Origin of the sequence: Granulicella sp. L56 (assembly GCF_009765835.1) — a bacterium.
Classification (GTDB): Bacteria; Acidobacteriota; Terriglobia; order Terriglobales; family Acidobacteriaceae; genus Edaphobacter.
On sequence record NZ_LMUS01000006.1, the window covers coordinates 853,597 to 869,130 of the forward strand.

15 protein-coding genes are annotated in these 15,534 nt (G+C 58.1%); 7 read left to right on the plus strand and 8 right to left on the minus strand.

Features of this window, described 5'->3' with window-relative positions:
* Positions 1–5 precede the first annotated feature (5 nt).
* The 4 genes from GSQ81_RS11505 to GSQ81_RS11520 all read left to right on the plus strand — a co-directional run bounded on the left by GSQ81_RS11505 (position 6) and on the right by GSQ81_RS11520 (position 3,206).
* The gene (locus tag GSQ81_RS11505) at positions 6–773 is read left to right on the plus strand and encodes a COG4280 domain-containing protein (RefSeq protein WP_158910882.1); all 768 of its coding nucleotides are present in this window, start codon (positions 6–8) and stop codon (positions 771–773) included.
* Positions 770–1,000, plus strand: a complete 231-nt coding sequence (locus GSQ81_RS11510) for a hypothetical protein (protein WP_158910883.1) — start codon at positions 770–772, stop codon at positions 998–1,000. Before GSQ81_RS11505 ends, GSQ81_RS11510 begins: the two co-directional genes overlap by 4 nt.
* An 82-nt stretch (positions 1,001–1,082) precedes the next feature.
* The gene (locus GSQ81_RS11515) at positions 1,083–1,868 is read left to right on the plus strand and encodes a HugZ family protein (RefSeq protein WP_254060136.1); all 786 of its coding nucleotides are present in this window, start codon (positions 1,083–1,085) and stop codon (positions 1,866–1,868) included.
* A 9-nt stretch (positions 1,869–1,877) separates the two neighbouring features.
* The gene (locus tag GSQ81_RS11520; RefSeq protein WP_158910885.1) at positions 1,878–3,206 is read left to right on the plus strand and encodes an MFS transporter; all 1,329 of its coding nucleotides are present in this window, start codon (positions 1,878–1,880) and stop codon (positions 3,204–3,206) included.
* Positions 3,207–3,216: 10 nt separating this feature from the next.
* Here GSQ81_RS11520 and GSQ81_RS11525 read toward each other — a convergent pair whose 3' ends face one another.
* Positions 3,217–4,830 (minus strand): AsmA-like C-terminal region-containing protein, encoded by a 1,614-nt coding sequence (locus GSQ81_RS11525; protein ID WP_254060137.1) that lies wholly within the window; start codon positions 4,828–4,830, stop codon positions 3,217–3,219.
* Between the two features lie 142 nt (positions 4,831–4,972).
* Between GSQ81_RS11525 and GSQ81_RS11530 the strand changes: the two genes are divergently transcribed.
* Genes GSQ81_RS11530 through GSQ81_RS11540 form a run of 3 tightly spaced genes read left to right on the plus strand, consistent with a single transcriptional unit; the run spans position 4,973 to position 8,025 of the window.
* Positions 4,973–6,187 (plus strand): alkaline phosphatase family protein, encoded by a 1,215-nt coding sequence (locus GSQ81_RS11530; protein ID WP_158910886.1) that lies wholly within the window; start codon positions 4,973–4,975, stop codon positions 6,185–6,187.
* Positions 6,188–6,205: 18 nt separating this feature from the next.
* A complete protein-coding gene (locus GSQ81_RS11535; protein WP_158910887.1) occupies positions 6,206–6,622 on the plus strand; it encodes a hypothetical protein in 417 nt (138 codons plus the stop codon).
* A complete protein-coding gene (locus GSQ81_RS11540) occupies positions 6,619–8,025 on the plus strand; it encodes a hypothetical protein (protein WP_158910888.1) in 1,407 nt (468 codons plus the stop codon). Before GSQ81_RS11535 ends, GSQ81_RS11540 begins: the two co-directional genes overlap by 4 nt.
* 9 nt (positions 8,026–8,034) lie before the next feature.
* Here GSQ81_RS11540 and GSQ81_RS11545 read toward each other — a convergent pair whose 3' ends face one another.
* The 7 genes from GSQ81_RS11545 to GSQ81_RS11575 form a co-directional block, all read right to left on the minus strand.
* Entirely contained in the window at positions 8,035–9,228 is a 1,194-nt protein-coding gene (locus GSQ81_RS11545) for an acyltransferase family protein (RefSeq protein ID WP_158910889.1), read from the minus strand.
* On the minus strand, positions 9,225–11,402 hold the full coding sequence (locus GSQ81_RS11550; protein ID WP_254060138.1) for an alpha-N-acetylglucosaminidase: 2,178 nt from the start codon (positions 11,400–11,402) through the stop codon (positions 9,225–9,227). The genes GSQ81_RS11545 and GSQ81_RS11550 overlap by 4 nt, the downstream gene beginning before the upstream one ends.
* 63 nt (positions 11,403–11,465) lie before the next feature.
* Positions 11,466–12,011 (minus strand): NUDIX hydrolase, encoded by a 546-nt coding sequence (locus GSQ81_RS11555; protein WP_158910891.1) that lies wholly within the window; start codon positions 12,009–12,011, stop codon positions 11,466–11,468.
* An 18-nt stretch (positions 12,012–12,029) separates the two neighbouring features.
* Entirely contained in the window at positions 12,030–14,180 is a 2,151-nt protein-coding gene (locus GSQ81_RS11560) for a CocE/NonD family hydrolase (RefSeq protein ID WP_158910892.1), read from the minus strand.
* 98 nt (positions 14,181–14,278) lie between these two features.
* The gene (locus GSQ81_RS11565) at positions 14,279–14,500 is read right to left on the minus strand and encodes a CDGSH iron-sulfur domain-containing protein (protein ID WP_158910893.1); all 222 of its coding nucleotides are present in this window, start codon (positions 14,498–14,500) and stop codon (positions 14,279–14,281) included.
* A gap of 78 nt (positions 14,501–14,578) precedes the next feature.
* Positions 14,579–14,839: a ubiquitin carboxyl-terminal hydrolase 14 gene (locus tag GSQ81_RS11570; protein ID WP_158910894.1), complete on the minus strand. Its 261-nt coding sequence runs from the start codon at positions 14,837–14,839 to the stop codon at positions 14,579–14,581.
* A 60-nt stretch (positions 14,840–14,899) separates the two neighbouring features.
* Positions 14,900–15,469 (minus strand): isoprenylcysteine carboxylmethyltransferase family protein, encoded by a 570-nt coding sequence (locus GSQ81_RS11575; protein ID WP_158910895.1) that lies wholly within the window; start codon positions 15,467–15,469, stop codon positions 14,900–14,902.
* Positions 15,470–15,534: the final 65 nt, after the last annotated feature.

Here is a 15,534-nt window from a genome sequence, read left to right on the forward strand (position 1 = left end):
AGAGTATGGACATCGGCTGGGCACACACAGGAACGTCGATCGTCGCCTCCTTCCTCGCCTCGCTCGTCGAGTGCGTCGAAGCCCTCACCGTCATTCTCGCCGTAGGTAGCGTACGCGGCTGGCGCTCTGCTCTGATCGGGAGTGCTGCAGCCATCGCGATCCTTCTCCTCATCGTCGCCGCACTCGGCACCGCGCTCACCAGCATTCCTCTGCCCATCATCCAGCTCGTCGTCGGCACGCTCCTGCTTCTCTTCGGTCTTCGCTGGCTGCGCAAGGCAATTCTTCGCTCCGCCGGACTCATACCGCTTCACGACGAGCAGGCAGCCTTTGCAAAGAACACAGAGACCATGCGCCGCCTCGACACTGGCCACGCCACATGGGACAAGGTCGCCTTCGCCGCCGCCTTCAACATCACCATGCTCGAAGGCACCGAGGTTGTCTTCATCGTCATCGCCATCGGAGCGGGCAGTACGGGAATGCTGCTCCCGGCAAGCCTCGGAGCCGTTGCCGCGCTCCTCGTCGTCATTGTCCTCGGTCTCATCCTGCACCGCCCACTCGCGCGCGTCCCGGAAAACACGCTTAAGTTCACCGTCGGCGTCCTGCTCTCGGCCTTCGGAACCTTCTGGGTCGGAGAAGGCATGCACCTCGCATGGCCCGCAGCCGACTGGTCGATTCTCGCCCTCATCGCCGTCTATCTCGCCATCGCTCTGCTCATGGTGCCGATCTGCCGCAGCCAGTCGCGGGCTCCTGCATTCAGCGAGAGGCAGTCATGAAGTGGATCAAAACCATTCTCCGCGAAATCTACGGCCTCTTCGTCGACGACGGTGCCTTCGCTCTCGCCATTCTCATCTGGCTGAGCTTCATGCGCTGGACGGCCTCACATCTCCAGCTCCCACCGGCCACATCAGCGATCATCCTCTTCGCTGGACTCGCCCTCATCCTCATCGAGAGCGCAGTTCGTTATGCCCGGCACAAACGACAGCCCATCCGCAAAGAATAGCTCCCTGCAACAGGCGATACTCTAAATACAACGTACTGAAGTTTTAGAGCAAGATCCTAACCTCGCAATCAGAATGGTCTCCATGTCCACACGCCCGCAACACGCCTACACCGGCCCCGCGCTCCCCATCATCCCCGAGCCCACGCACGCCGAGCGCTCCCGCACTCTCCTCCATCTCAATTCGCTCGCAACGCTCTCCACCCTCTCGCGCAAGCAGCCCGGCTTCCCCTTCGGCTCGCTCATGCCCTACGCGCTCGACGATGCAGGCCGCCCACTCTTTCTCATCAGCAACATGGCCATGCACACGCAAAATATCAAAGTCGACTCGCGCGCCAGCCTCTTTGTCACGCAGCCCGCAGCCGACGGCGATCCCCTCGGCGCAGCGCGAGCGACCCTCATCGGCAACATCCTTCAAGTCCCCGAGGAAGACAAAGCCGCCGTCCGCGAGCTTTACCTCGCTCGTCACGAAAACTCGCGCTACTGGGTCGACTTCGCCGACTTCTCCTTCTTCCGCATGGATATCCTTGATCTCTACTACGTCGGCGGCTTCGGCGTCATGGGCTGGGTCACCGCATCGGACTACGCCCTCTCTGCCACCGATCCCCTCGCCGACTCCGCGCAAGGCATCCTCGCCCACATGAACGCCGACCACGTCGACGCAATGATCCTCCTCGCCCGTACCCACTCCCAACTCGAAGCCACCGAAGCTACCATGACCGCAGTCGATCGCCTCGGCTTCCATCTCCGCCTCAAAACCACCGAAGGCATGAAAGGTACACGCATTAATTTCCCTAACGAGGTCCGCACTCCCGTCGAAACCCGCACCGCTCTCGTCGAGATGGTCCGTCACGCCCGTCAGAACATCTAATCTCAAAGCATGGCGAATATCACCGAATCAGTGCCTTCCAAAACCAGCCGCTACGCCCACGCATGGCGAGCGCTGCGCCATCGCAACTTCCGTCTCTTCTTCACTGGGCAAAGCATCTCGCTCATCGGCACATGGATGACGCGCATCGCCACCAGTTGGCTCGTCTATCGCCTCACCGGATCAGCGCTTCTCCTCGGCGTAGTCGGCTTCGCCGGACAGATTCCCACTTTCCTCTTCGCGCCCTTCGCAGGTGTTCTCGTTGATCGCATCAACCGCCGCAACCTCCTCGTCTGGACACAAGTCCTCGCAGGTGTTCAATCCCTAGCCATGGCCGCGCTTACCCTCGCCAAGGTCATCACCATCCACGAGATCATCGCCCTCAGCGCCTTTCAGGGACTCATCAACGCCTTCGACATGCCCGGCCGCCAATCCTTCCTCGTTCAGATGGTGGAAGATAAGCAGGACCTCGGCAACGCCATCGCTCTCAACTCGTCCATGGTGAACACGGCGCGCCTCATCGGCCCTGCGCTCGCCGGCATCGTCATCGCGGCGGTAGGCGAAGGCTACTGTTTCGCCATTGATGGGTTCAGCTACATTGCAGTTGTCGTCTCTCTGCTCATGATGCAGGTGCCTGCCGCCACCATCAAACGTGCCACCACCTCTATGTTCGAGCAGCTCAAAGAAGGCTGGTCCTACGTCACCGCCTTCAGCCCCATCCGCACCATCCTGACCCTCTTTGCCCTGATCAGCCTCATGGGCATGCCCTTCATCGTCCTTATGCCTATCTTCGCTTCGCAGGTGCTACACGGCGGCCCGCACACCCTCGGCTATCTCATGGGAGCATCAGGCGTAGGAGCGCTCATCTCTGCCATCTCTCTGGCTCTCAGAAAATCAGTCCGCGGGCTCACCACCATGATCCAGCTCTCCGCCTTCCTCTTCGGCACTGGTCTTATCCTCTTCGGACTCTCCCACCATCTTGTTCTTTCACTGCTTCTCATGCTCGTCGTCGGTTTCGGAATGATGCAGGGACTCGCCGCCAGCAACACCGTCATCCAAACCCTCGTTCCTGAAGACAAGCGTGGACGCGTCATGAGCTACTACACCATGGCCTTCGTCGGCATGGCGCCCTTCGGCAGCCTGCTCGCGGGATTCCTCGCCCACCGTGTCGGCGCTCCTCACGCCGTCATGATCACCGGCACCTTCTGCATCATCGGAGCCGCCTGGTTCACCACCCAGCTTAAGGCCATCCGCCAGGTCATGCGTCCCATCTACATCGACATGGGCATCATGCAAAATCCGATGGAGCCCGCTATGGAAGACCACGCCGGCAGCAACTAGCCATCAGACATCAGGGCTTGTCTTTCCCCTTCTTGTTCTTATGCCCGAAGTCCAACCCGAACTTCGGTGCCCCATTCGTGCCTGTAATTTTTACCGGTATGTTCGTCCCTACGCCGTTATTACTGAAGAACGGATCAACCGGCTTCAGCAGCCACGACTTCCATCTCGTAGCCACCATCTGCGACAACTTCGCCTCCGTCTGCACATTGCCGGTGAAATCAAATACCTTTCCGTCCAGCGAGTACACACCGCTCAATTGCACCTTTCCGCCCGGCAAGATATATAGCAGGTTTGAGAAGTGCAGCTTCCCCTCACCCATCACAAACTTCCCCTGCATCTGCGAGTGAACATCCGCTGCGCCCGGCTTTGCATCCTTTGGATCGCCCTGTGCGCGCAGACTCAACATGTCGACTTTGTCTTCCACCTCGGGATTCGTGAAATGAATCTGCCGCAGCATAAAACCACCCTGCAATCCAAGCTTCTGTGAAACACTCTCTTTTCCCGGACGAATATGCAGCTTCGCCTTCATGGCCACCTGTCCCGTCATCACCACAGGTTCCGTCTTCACCGCAAGCTGTAGAAAGTCCTGAATCCGCCCATTCGGTACATTCACATCCAGATCGATGATGTGCCCCTTCCCTTTCACATTCACAATGGCGCCGCTGCACGAAAACTCCGATCCGCCCAGCTTCGCCTCCACCGGCTGCAGATAAGTGTCGCCGCTCAATCCATCCACAATCGCGTGAAATTTCGTATGCAACAGCATTCCATGGTTCGCCGTATCAATCGAAAAGTCCGGCACCTCCGCTGTCCCATCTACTTCAATGCGGTCGAGCTGCCCTTTGAAATCACCCACCGAAGAGAGCATCCCGCTGATGCCTTTGATCGTATTCAAATCAGCATGGTCAAACGTATAGTGTCCCGTCACCGTCGAGTCTCCCGGACTCTCCACATTCCACGGCCCAAATGTTCCGACGGCATGGATATCGCCCTTCGGCACTGCATTCACCAGCGTCGCATCATAACGCCACGGACGGTTCGGACCAACATCGTGCATCACAATCTGCTGCAGTTCAAAGTCCTTCGGATCTTTATTCGGCTTGGCCGTGCCGATCACCAGCTTCGAATCGTCGACGACAATCTCATCCACCACAATCTTGATCTTGCCCATCTTCCGCTTCGGCCCGTGCCCCTGCTGTCGCATCTCGCGCGGAGGAATATTGATCGACATGCCGCTCACATGCACCGTCCCTACATGCATCGGCTTGATGAACAGCCCAGACAGCGGCGCATGAAACGAAAAATGATTCAGCGAAATCAGAGGCTTCGTTGCTCCTGCGGCGACTACATCATCCGGCGGAAAGATTCGCAGCCCATCCCCTGAAACTTCAAGCCCACGCAGCACCGATACCTGAAATTTATCCAACTCCACCCGGCTCTTGAACCGCGTGCTCAGCGTCTCGATCACCCGCCCCTTAAGAATGGGCCCCGCGCGATGCAGCATCACGTCCGCAACGACCACCACCACGATGACGGCAATCAAACCAGAGACAGCAATCCATCCCAACAATCCACGCCTGCTCTTTCTCTTCCCGCTATCGTTCACGGCTTCTTCTTTCCTCAATCAAAATCTTCAGCCAAATCTTTCAGATGCATAAAGGCAGCCATAAGTCGCAGGTCTACATTTCTATCTCTACGATTTTGATGGACATTTCTCTTCTCGACCCCGCATACTAAGCCTCACAAAAATCAGCGAGGACACGGGAATGACTCCAGACAGATCCAAACCCGGAATCCAGCAACTCAAGCACGTCGTCGTTCTTATGATGGAGAACCGCTCCTTCGACCACATGCTCGGCGCCCTCAAAGCACCCATCGACGGTCTCACCGGCAACGAGACCAATCCCGACACCACCGGCGCTCAGGCCTCCGTCTTACCGCAAGCCGAATATCAAAGTCAGCTCGATCCCGATCCAAATCATCACTTCGCAGCCGTCAACTTGCAGATCTTCGGCGACCCAGCCAAGGGACCGCCACTCCCCCCTACCATGCAAGGCTTTGTGCGTAGCTACTACACCCAACAGCAAAACGTCAGCCACTCACAAAAAATCCTCTACTACTTCACCCCGGACAAGCTCCCCGTCCTCACCACCCTAGCCACCGAGTACGCCGTCTTCAACCGCTGGTTCGCCTCCATCCCCGGTCCTACTATCTGCAACCGCGCCTTCGCTCACTACGGCACCTCCTTCGGTCAGGTCAGCATGGACCTCTTCTACGTCGGCAAACAATACAAGAGCATCTACGACCGCCTGCTCGCCGCCAACCACACCGTCAAGCTCTTCTACTACGATCAGGCCAGCTCCACCATGGAGGTCGTCAACCTACTCCAGAATGAGCCCAGCCTCTTCGGCACCTTTCCCGACTTCCTCCGTGCCTGCGACGACAACGCGCTCCCCGACTACTGCTTCATCGAGCCCAACTACACCGACCATGACGCACCCGACGGCAGCGGCGAAGCCATCGCCTGCGATCAGCATCCCGACCACGACGTCCGCGCTGGCGAACAGTTCATCGCTACCGTCTACAATAAGATCCGCAACAACCCCAAGCTCTGGCCCAACACCGCCATCCTCATCGTCTACGACGAGCACGGCGGCATCTACGACCACGTTCCACCACCCGCCTGCACCCCCGATGGCTTCGTCGCCCAACCCGCAGACACCGGAACCCTCGACGCGTTTCACTTCGACCGCCTCGGCGTCCGCGTCCCCGCTATCCTCGTCTCTCCCTGGGTGCAAAAAGGGGTTGTCATTAACGACGTTTTCGAACACGCCTCCATCCCTGCCACCATCACCGATTTCTTCATCGGCCCCTACGACGCCCGCTCCCCTCGCGAGAAAGTTGCCAACACCTTCCTCGATCAACTCTCGCTTGACGCCATGCGCAGCGACGACGACTGCCCCAGCTTTCAACTCGGATAACCCACAGGAGCCGCCACCATGGCCACCATTCGTGTTCCCGGGCCCCCTCCAGAAGCATTCCGAAAGAACCGTCCAATCTCCGACCTCATCAAGTCGCAGATCAAGCACTTCCAGCATCTCGAACACAAACTGCAGCTCACGCTGCCCACAAAATTTCTCCCCCACGACCTCACCACCGAGGCCGCCGCATCGCAGTACATCGCCGAGATGACCTCCGCCCTTCGCAATCGCACGCCGTCTGCGCAACCAGTGCCCACAACCATCCGTGTTGTGCCATCGCCAAAGCCTGACACCACTCCCGCTGCAAGAACTGCAACTCCGGTTCCTCTCAAGTCCACTCGCCAATCAAACGGAATCGCCATAGCTGCCTCCGCGTCAAAGAAGTCACGCGCAAAAAAACACGCACCAGCGAAACACGCGAAGAAGAAATCATGACCGCCTTTATGCGTTCACTTCTACTTGCTGGGCTGATGCTCGCCGTGCTGCCTGCACATCCGCAGTCCGGCAACGAGGGCCGCATCCACTCCGACTTCCGCCGCGAGGGCGAGCAGCTCCAGTCCTGCAAGACCTTCAACTTCGGCAGCCTCGCCAACTGCGCCCAAACCCTCGTCACCGGCCAGCCCATGCACATCGCCGTCGGCAGCCTCGCTCCGCAGAACGGTATTGCCGCAGGTGCGGCCTTCGTCGAGCACAAAGACTTCGCCAACGAGTGGCGTCTCAACTGGGACCTCGACGCCGTAGCCAGCGGCAACGGTTCCTGGCGTGCGGGTGCTTACCTGAAGGCCTTTCGCCAACCCGGCGGAAAGGTCATCGTCGTCTCCGGTCCCTCAAAAAATATCAATCCTCTCTATCGCACCGCCCCACTCTTCAACCTCTACGCCGAAACCACATCGCTCAATCGCATCTACTTCTATGGCCTCGGCCCCAACACCCTCCCCGCCGATCGAAGCGTCTTCGGCCTCACGCAGACCATCGCCGGAGCCAGTGCCATCTTTCCCTTCGCAGGCAAGACCGGCATCTCGCTCGTCGGCGAACTCAACGGCCGCATCCCCCAGCTACGCGACAACAACGGAGAATCCAGCCCCTCCATTGCAGCGCTCTACAGTGAGTCCACCGCTCCCGGCCTCACCAGTCAACCCGGCTTTCTGCAAGCTGGTGAGGGCCTCCGCATTCGTCCCTCGCTCTTCCACGACTCGCTCCGCCTTAACTATCTGCTCCAATTCCAGCAGTTCGTCGCAATGTCGGATTCGCACTACTCCTTCCGCCGTTGGACGGCCGACTTCGGCCATGAATTTCCTCTCTATCGCAACGTCCGCCTCACCGCAGCCAACGACCAAAACGGCCCCGACAGTTGCTCAACAAGCGCCACCACTACCGCCTGTCCCCATGTCTCACTTACGCAAAACCTCGAAGGCTCCATCGCTGTTCGACTCTTCATGACCGGCTCCATCGCCAACGCCGGAAGCGTCGTCCCCTTCTACTTCGACCCCACCATCGGCGGCTCCGATCTCAACGGCCAGCCCATCCTCGCCAGCTACCCCGACTATCGCTTCCGCGCACCCAACCTTCTACTCCTGCGCGAAACCTTCGAGCACTCTCTCGGCAAACTACCGGCGGGCTTTCTCTTTTCCATCGACGAAGCCAAGGTAGGCATGAACCGCGACGACATCTCCTTCGACCATCTGCGCCACACCTTCACCGCAGGTCTCACCGTCCACGCAGGCGGCCTCCCCGTTGTCTATCTCCTCTTCTCCTGGGGAGGAAACGAAGGCCATCACACCACCGCCTCCATCAGCAACACGCTGCTGGGAGCCTCGGCCCGCCCGTCGCTCTTCTGAAAGACCCGCTCAGATCTTGATAAAGATTTTTCGTCGAAACAGCAGATAGGTAGGCAGCCAGCAAAAAGCGACGAACCCAAGCGAATAAAGCAGCGAAGCGAACGCCGGATAAGGGACCGCGCTCAAAATTCCATTCGCGAGCCAATGCTGAAGATTCATGCCCGGCCGCACAAGGATGCTCCCGATCCCCCCGGCCAGCAACTCCGAAAACACATAAGCTGTAATCGCATTCGTGCCGAAGACTAGCAGCGGAGTAAACCACCCCGACCGCTTCACCGCCTTGGCCTCTCCCTCCGACCGTCCATCAAACATCCAGATCGAGAGCGCCAGCAGCAACAAGCTCAGTCCCACCGCAAACAGCACAAACGAGCTCGTCCAAAGTTTTTTGTTGATCGGGAAAGAGAAGTTCCACACCCATCCCAACACCAGGCAACTGACACCCGCCACAGCAATCCCGCGTATTTTCTCTCCCAGCGCCCGCTGCGTCCGCAGCCAGATACCCGTAAGCAATCCGATCAACGTCGTCGCCAGTGCGGGCAGCGTACTTAGCAGCCCCTCGGGATCACGCGTCCGCTCGTAAAGATGCGAAGCCGCAAAGATGTTGCGGTCGAGCCACGCAACCAGATTGCGATCAGGATCAAGTAAAGGAACATCGCGTCCCGGCGTCCCATATCCCGGCACCGGAACGAACCGCATCAGCGCCCAGTAGCCCACCAGCAGCGCGACCGCAAGCACCAGCTTGTTCTTCCACTTTGGGTTGATTAAATAGAGTGTGGCCACAACGAAGTAGCAGATCGCAATCCGCGGCAGCACACCATAAAACCGCAGCGTATGCCAATGGAAGTGCGGAAAGCTGTTGACCAGCAACCCCAGCAGAAACAGAATCACCGCACGCCGCAGTGTATGTAGAAACAGCGATTGCTTGCTGTCTCCCCGCGCCAGCCGCGACGCCGTCGAGAATACCGTCGAGACGCCGACCAGAAATAGAAAGGTAGGAAACACCAGGTCGGTAGCCGTAAATCCGTTCCAGGCAGAATGCTCAAGCTGCGAGTAAGCTGCCGGGCTCCCATTGTTATTCACCAGAATCATGAAGCCAATGGTCAACCCGCGCAGCAGGTCGATCGACAACAATCGCCCCGGCTTCACCCGCGTCGTAGTCACCTCTTCGCAGCCAACCAGCGCCGTCTTCGTCTCACTCGTCATTTCGATTCTCCTGGCGCCAGATGAAGCTGTCGCGCAATCTCGAGCGCGGCAGCATAGCTATCGCCTTCCGGTGTAGCAGTATAGTGCGTGTGGCCATGGTTCCACCGATCGCCAAACGCGTACCAGTCAATCGGTGCCGCTGGCTCTCCCGTCGAAAGCGACTTCGCCAGCGAGTCGAAGTATATCTTCCATCGCGGCATATAGTAATCGCTTGTCAATCCGGCCCAGTCCTTGTTGCCATATTCATGCAGATGTCCAGCCTCGCTTGCGCTGCGATTTCCCCAGGTCGTCAGAATCGAACGCGCATCGTAGTTCAGCCGCTCGCTCTCCTCTGAAGACGAAGACCAAGGCGCAACATACGAGAGCCATCGCCCCAGCAGGAAATTGCCATCAGACCGCAGCAGATCATCCTGCAGCTTCATGTCGTGAAGCCATTCCGCCGTCAGCCGCGCAAACGCAGCCTTGTCCTTCGCCTCATAGGCAGCGTTGATCAGCGGCAGCAGCCTTCTGCTCTCGTTCGCCATCACCTGCCGACCCACATCCACCACGTCATAGCGATACGTCTCGCTGCTGCGAAGCGCAGGCGCAACCTCAAGCAACTCCGTCAACGCCGGTTGTAGATTCGCAGCTTCATACCGCAACACATCCGGCCCCGGCGATGACGCCCGCTTCGCCGTCAGCAAAGGCTGCGCATTGAACAGCGAGTCCTGCGAAGCATCGCGTTCGCCATGCTTCCTGTTGCCATCCGCACGATAGCCATACGCCGTCTTCAACAATATCTGCCAGGCATTCCGCGCATGAACATCCTCGCCACCATATCGCCGCAGAGCATAATCATTCGTCCAGGCAATAAGATTCACCGGCTCATCATGCCAGACCATCTCCGTATAAAGATCGAACGCATAAGGATTCGTATCCAGCCCTTCCGTAAACAGCGCCGTTCCTGCGATACGGCTACCTGGACGCTTCGCCATCAAAGGAAACCGTACCGCATAGTCATACAAAGGCGCGCCCATCGTCGTCCGTCCGCCAAACTCCCACAGCCCGCCATATAACCACGCAGCTCCACCAAACTGAGCATCCCTGTTGTCCCGTGGAATCCGTCCCTGCTCGATATCGGCGACCAGGATATGTTTGACATCCACTCCCGCTATCAGCTCCGGCGAAGGCGTCTTCTGCCACGCCATCATTAGCCACAGCGCATTCGGATGCGCGCGTTCCAGCGCCTCCTGCACCCGCTTCGCGCCCGCAGCCACAGGAACGTCTCCTGCGCCGCCGCCCTCCTGAAATATCTCCATGTCGTAGATCGTCGTATCGCCATAGAGCTCGCGCTGATGCCGATAGAAAGATTCCGCCAGCTTGGCAAAGTGCGGGTCCCTCGGATCGAGCCAGCCGGGCCGCGTAAATCCGTTCCAATCGCCCTGCGTAATTACATGCGCTCCCGGATTGGCTGCTGCAAAATCCGCTGGAACTATCCCGTAGTATCCCGGCAGCACCGGCGTAATCCCCAGCCGCCGCAGACTCGCGATCAACGCCTTCGCCGACTCCGCCCTCTTCTTCAGCAACTCCATCGAGATCGGCTCGTCGAAGCAGCACATATTTCCCATCAACTGCCAGTTCTGGTGGGCAGGCTGCGTAATCCACCGCCGAATCGCCTCGTCCGAATACCCCGCATCCCGAAACGTCTTGTAAAGCACAAGGTCCGTGCCCCGCTCGATCAACACGGCGTTCGTCCCGCTCATCGCCAGAACATCGATCTCGTGCTGCCACCGCTTCAGCCCCCAGTAGGGAGCGGAGTAGCCATCGACATTTTCATTCAGCGCATAGCGCCACGGATAAAGCGCTGGCCTCTCAATCGGCGTCGCCACAGCAGGCAATCTCAATCCGGCCCGTCCAAGCTGAAGTCCATTGGTCGAAATCTGCAGATGCGCGACATACTTCAGATACCAGTTCACCCCAAACAGCAGCGTAGGGGTAGTGCCAGCCTCCACCCGTATATGTCCGGTCGTCCCTGTAATACGGAAATAGTCCTTATGGTCAGCCCGCGAAACCAGTGCCAGTTGGAACTGCGGAGCAAGCTGCGGCATCAGCCGTTGCAGCACTTCCTCGGCAGGTGCCGTCGTCTGCGCATAGACCCCATCACTCGAAACCAGCAGAAGTACAACCGAACACAAAAGAAGCCGCTTCCAAATCATGGCTCAAATGTATCGGCAAAACCACGTTAGCGCTAACGATTTCTACCGCCGTTCCCGCCACACCTTATAAAGCCCCCAAGCCGCCACCGAGCAGTTGTCCACAATCACCCCATCCAGCAACATCTGCTCGAACTCGTCCACGCTCACCCGCCGCACCACCAGGTCATGCTCCTCCACATCCGGCTCGGCTTCTCCCATCGTCAGCCCCTCCGCCAGAAATACATGCTGCTGCTGATTCATCACTCCATACGCAATCTGCAGCGTCGAAAGATAAGTCATCCTCGCCGCCATCAGCCCAGTCTCCTCGCGCAGTTCCCCCCGCGCCAACTCTTCTGCATCCACCTCTGCTATCTCCCAACCGCCCTGCGGAAACTCAATATGCCGCGCGCCCACCGCATACCGGAACTGCTCGATCAGGTAGACAAACTCCCCTTCCACCGTAGCCTCCAGCGGAATGATGATTGCAGCCGGATCTTTATCCACCACCCCATAGATCCCAAGCTGCCCATTCGTCCGCTCAATCACATCCTCGCGCACCCGCGTCCAACGGTTGCGATAGACCTCCCGGCTGCTGATCGTCCGAATCATGCCACCCTCCAAAACTCCTCACTGCGCGATCGAAATCTCCAGGTGCGACGGATACTGCTCCGAACCATAGATCGTCTCTGTTTCAGTCCGATAAGCCTTCTTCGGGGCCGTCATAATATTCGGCACAAACGTCTGCGGATTGCGATCATACAGCGGAAACCAGCTCGACTGCACCTCAACCATCATCCTGTGCCCCTTCAGGAAAGTATGGTCCACCCCATGTAAACTCCATTTAAATTCCGTCACCTTCCCCGGAACCAATGCCTCGGGCTTTTCGAAGTTCTTCAGATACCGTCCGCGAAAGATCTCATCCGCAATCATCAACTGATAGCCACCCATTCCCTCCGGCGCATCCTCAGGATAGACATCGATCAGCTTCACCACCCAATCTGCATCGCTTCCCGTAGTGGCGGCAAACAAATCCGCAGCCACATCCCCGGTCACCGTCACATCGTGATCTAAAACCGGCGTAGAAAAATTAGCCAAGTCCTTTCTGTCGCTCATAAAACGCTGATCTTCCACCAGCCACGTCCGCCACTTCGATCCATTCCCATAGGTCGCTTGAATAGGCCGGTGCCGGTAAGGAATAGGATTCGCCGGATCGGACACATAACTCGCAGCCATCCCGCCACCCACCGGCGCAGTAAAGCTGAGCCCACCGCCCTCCGTCAGATAGAGCTTCTCCACCGTGAACCCAACCTTCGGCGGCCACACGTCGTATCGCTCCCACTTGTTCACACCCGTCCGAAAACTATCCGTATCCCTCAAATCAAAGCCGGCCCTGTCCTTCAAATACTTCTCAAAGAAAGGGACCTCCACGGTCTTGCGGTACTGGTCTCCCGTAGCCGCACCAAAGTCCAGCGACCCCAGATGCCGCGTCGTCGACTCCCAGCCGCCATGGTTCCACGGCCCCAGCACCAGAAACACCTCATGCTTCGCATCAAGCGGCTCCAGCGCGGCATACTCCGCCTGCGTCCCCCACATATCTTCCTGGTCCCACCAGCCGCCGACCTCCAACGTAGGCACCTCGACCTTCGTCAAATGCGGCTGCACCGCCATCGCCTGCCAGAACTTCGTATACGAAGGCTGCGTCAAAAACGCCTTCGCCGTAGGCAGCTTGCTCATGTGCGCCTCCTTCGCCGCTCCGGCAAAGTTCACATGCTGCAAAAAGAAATCGTAGGCATCTTGCTTGCTTTCTACATCCGTATTCTTCTTATTACGCTCCAACCCCTGCACATAGTCGTACCCATACGTCTCTCGAAACGCTCCATTATGAAAGAAATCGTCTCCCATCCAGACGTCCGTCATCGGGGCCTGCGGCGAGATCGCCTTCACCGCCGGGTGTGCATCGATCCCTGCCATCATCGCCAGAAATCCCGGATACGAGACCCCGGTCACGCCCACGCGCCCATTATTGTTGGGAACATTCTTCAGCAGCCAGTCAATCGTGTCCCGCGTGTCCGTCGTCTCGTCGATATCGTTCTTCGTTCGATGCGCGACGATGGGCCGGTTCATCACAAACTGCCCCTCCGACTCGTACCGTCCGCGAATATCGCAGAACACGAAGATATATCCACTCGCCGCCAGCTCCGGCTTGCTGCTGTTCACGGTCTCCGAACCGTTGTCGTCAGTGCCATAAGGCGTGCGCTCCATCAAAAACGGCAGCTGCGGTCCACTCGTCTCCGACCCCACGGGCCGCAGAATCACCGCATGAAGCTTCACCCCATCGCGCATCGGCATCATCACCACCATGCGCGAATAAGCAAGCGCATGATTCAACCGAACGCCAACATCGCTGAACCGTTGCAGGCTCCATGAAGCGCTCGCGCCGTACATCATCGTTACGCTGGTGACCTTCCCCCCGGCAGCGCGCACAAACTGCATGTGCAACAAAGTTCCCGGCGCAAAGAAGCGGTCCACTGTCTCCGGGCGCAGCTCCGCCCGCGCCTTCCGCTCGCTCTCGATATAGAACTTGTCGCCCTCGCGGTACACCGAATCCACCGCATCCGGCTCTTCAGACCCGTGATAAAGCCCCACATACTGATCGAGAGCACTCGCGCTCAACGTCACCGCAACCGGCTCGGTCGATTTTTGTCCCGCTCGCGCCGCAGATGCCGACGCTAACACCAACCCGCAAACCAGCGCGGCAAACCCTCGGCGAACGCGCATCAGAGCCTTACCTCAAAGTAAAATCATTATCCAAAATGCGAATCGACCGCGGATGACACGGTCGATTCACATCTTTATTCAGAGACAACATTACCAGCCTAAGTAAGCAGCACCGGACTGGCCGAGCACTGAAAGCCAACTTTGTTGTGCGACCCATCACAGAATGGCCGCTTCTCGCTCGCTCCGCAACGACAAAGCGAAACCGCCGGCTTGCCCGTCAGGTCCCACTCCTTGCCATCGGCATCGGTCAACACAATATGGCCTTCCACACGCAATGGGCCATTGGGACGAACTGTAATCTTTACTACTTCTTCTGACATTCTTAAATGCTCGACTCTCTTTCAAAGGGTGAGCCCAGCATAGCAAACCCGGCACAAGGTCTGGAAAACCGCTCTGAATCAAACGACATTCACTTCGATCTCATCCACATAGCACCAGCCCCAGTCTTCCCCCGGCTCCACCGACCGCATGATCGGATGCTTGGTCCCATGAAAATGCGCCGTCGCATGGCGATTCGGAGATGAGTCGCAACATGCAACATGTCCGCAGATCATGCACATCCGCAGATGCACCCACCTGCCGCCAATCTTCAAACAGTCCTCACACCCCTTCGACGAAGGCTTGACCTTTTGAATCTGATTCAGATGCGTACACCGCATAATCGCTCTCCTCTCAACATCTTCTGACAATCTACCTCACCCTGTGCCATTCCACCCGAATCAATATATGCCGGGGATAAGCCGCTTCGTCGTCCTGCTGTAGACCGCATACTCCTCGCCAAAGGCCGAGCGCAGAGCGGCCTCTTCAACATAAATGCGATAAAGGAGTGCCGCTGTAGTCGGTATCAGCACCACAGCAAACCCAACCCAGTTACGTGTGCGGAGCGCCTCCGCAAAAAGAATGAAGATCAGTCCGGTGTAAGAGGGGTGGCGAACAAAGCGATACAGTCCCGTCGTGTGCAGTGACTGCGTCGCACGAATGGCGACATTTGCGCTGAAAGATCTTCCCAGCGAAATCACCGCCGTCCAGCGAAGCACAAGAGCCACGGCAAAGATGGCCACACCGGCCACGCGAACCCAATGCGCCTTGAGAAAGATCGCCTGTGGATGTGTCTCGCCAAACCATCGCCCCAGCGTGATTGAAGCCAGTAATGCCACCCACAGAATGACGATGGAGCCGCGATCCTGAACCTCGCCCGCACTGCGGCGCGTCCGTGTAAATAAAAGGATGCCGACCTCAGATGCAATCCAAGCCCAGCTCAGCGTCGTCCAAAGCATCGACAAGTCCATAGCGCCTCTTCGGAGTTACAGTCGAGCTTACATCCTCATCGAAAGGAAGCGAGGCAATCCAACAC

Excerpts from the sequence above, each read along its gene's own strand:
- GSQ81_RS11505 (WP_158910882.1), top strand. The coding sequence starts at position 6 with ATGGACATCGGCTGGGCACACACAGGAACGTCGATCGTCGCCTCCTTC.
- GSQ81_RS11510 (WP_158910883.1), top strand. The coding sequence starts at position 770 with ATGAAGTGGATCAAAACCATTCTCCGCGAAATCTACGGCCTCTTCGTC.
- GSQ81_RS11515 (WP_254060136.1), top strand. The coding sequence starts at position 1,083 with ATGTCCACACGCCCGCAACACGCCTACACCGGCCCCGCGCTCCCCATC.
- GSQ81_RS11520 (WP_158910885.1), top strand. The coding sequence starts at position 1,878 with ATGGCGAATATCACCGAATCAGTGCCTTCCAAAACCAGCCGCTACGCC.
- GSQ81_RS11530 (WP_158910886.1), top strand. The coding sequence starts at position 4,973 with ATGACTCCAGACAGATCCAAACCCGGAATCCAGCAACTCAAGCACGTC.
- GSQ81_RS11535 (WP_158910887.1), top strand. The coding sequence starts at position 6,206 with ATGGCCACCATTCGTGTTCCCGGGCCCCCTCCAGAAGCATTCCGAAAG.
- GSQ81_RS11540 (WP_158910888.1), top strand. The coding sequence starts at position 6,619 with ATGACCGCCTTTATGCGTTCACTTCTACTTGCTGGGCTGATGCTCGCC.
- GSQ81_RS11545 (WP_158910889.1), bottom strand. The coding sequence starts at position 9,228 with ATGACGAGTGAGACGAAGACGGCGCTGGTTGGCTGCGAAGAGGTGACT.
- GSQ81_RS11555 (WP_158910891.1), bottom strand. The coding sequence starts at position 12,011 with ATGATTCGGACGATCAGCAGCCGGGAGGTCTATCGCAACCGTTGGACG.
- GSQ81_RS11560 (WP_158910892.1), bottom strand. The coding sequence starts at position 14,180 with ATGCGCGTTCGCCGAGGGTTTGCCGCGCTGGTTTGCGGGTTGGTGTTA.
- GSQ81_RS11565 (WP_158910893.1), bottom strand. The coding sequence starts at position 14,500 with ATGTCAGAAGAAGTAGTAAAGATTACAGTTCGTCCCAATGGCCCATTG.
- GSQ81_RS11570 (WP_158910894.1), bottom strand. The coding sequence starts at position 14,839 with ATGCGGTGTACGCATCTGAATCAGATTCAAAAGGTCAAGCCTTCGTCG.
- GSQ81_RS11575 (WP_158910895.1), bottom strand. The coding sequence starts at position 15,469 with ATGGACTTGTCGATGCTTTGGACGACGCTGAGCTGGGCTTGGATTGCA.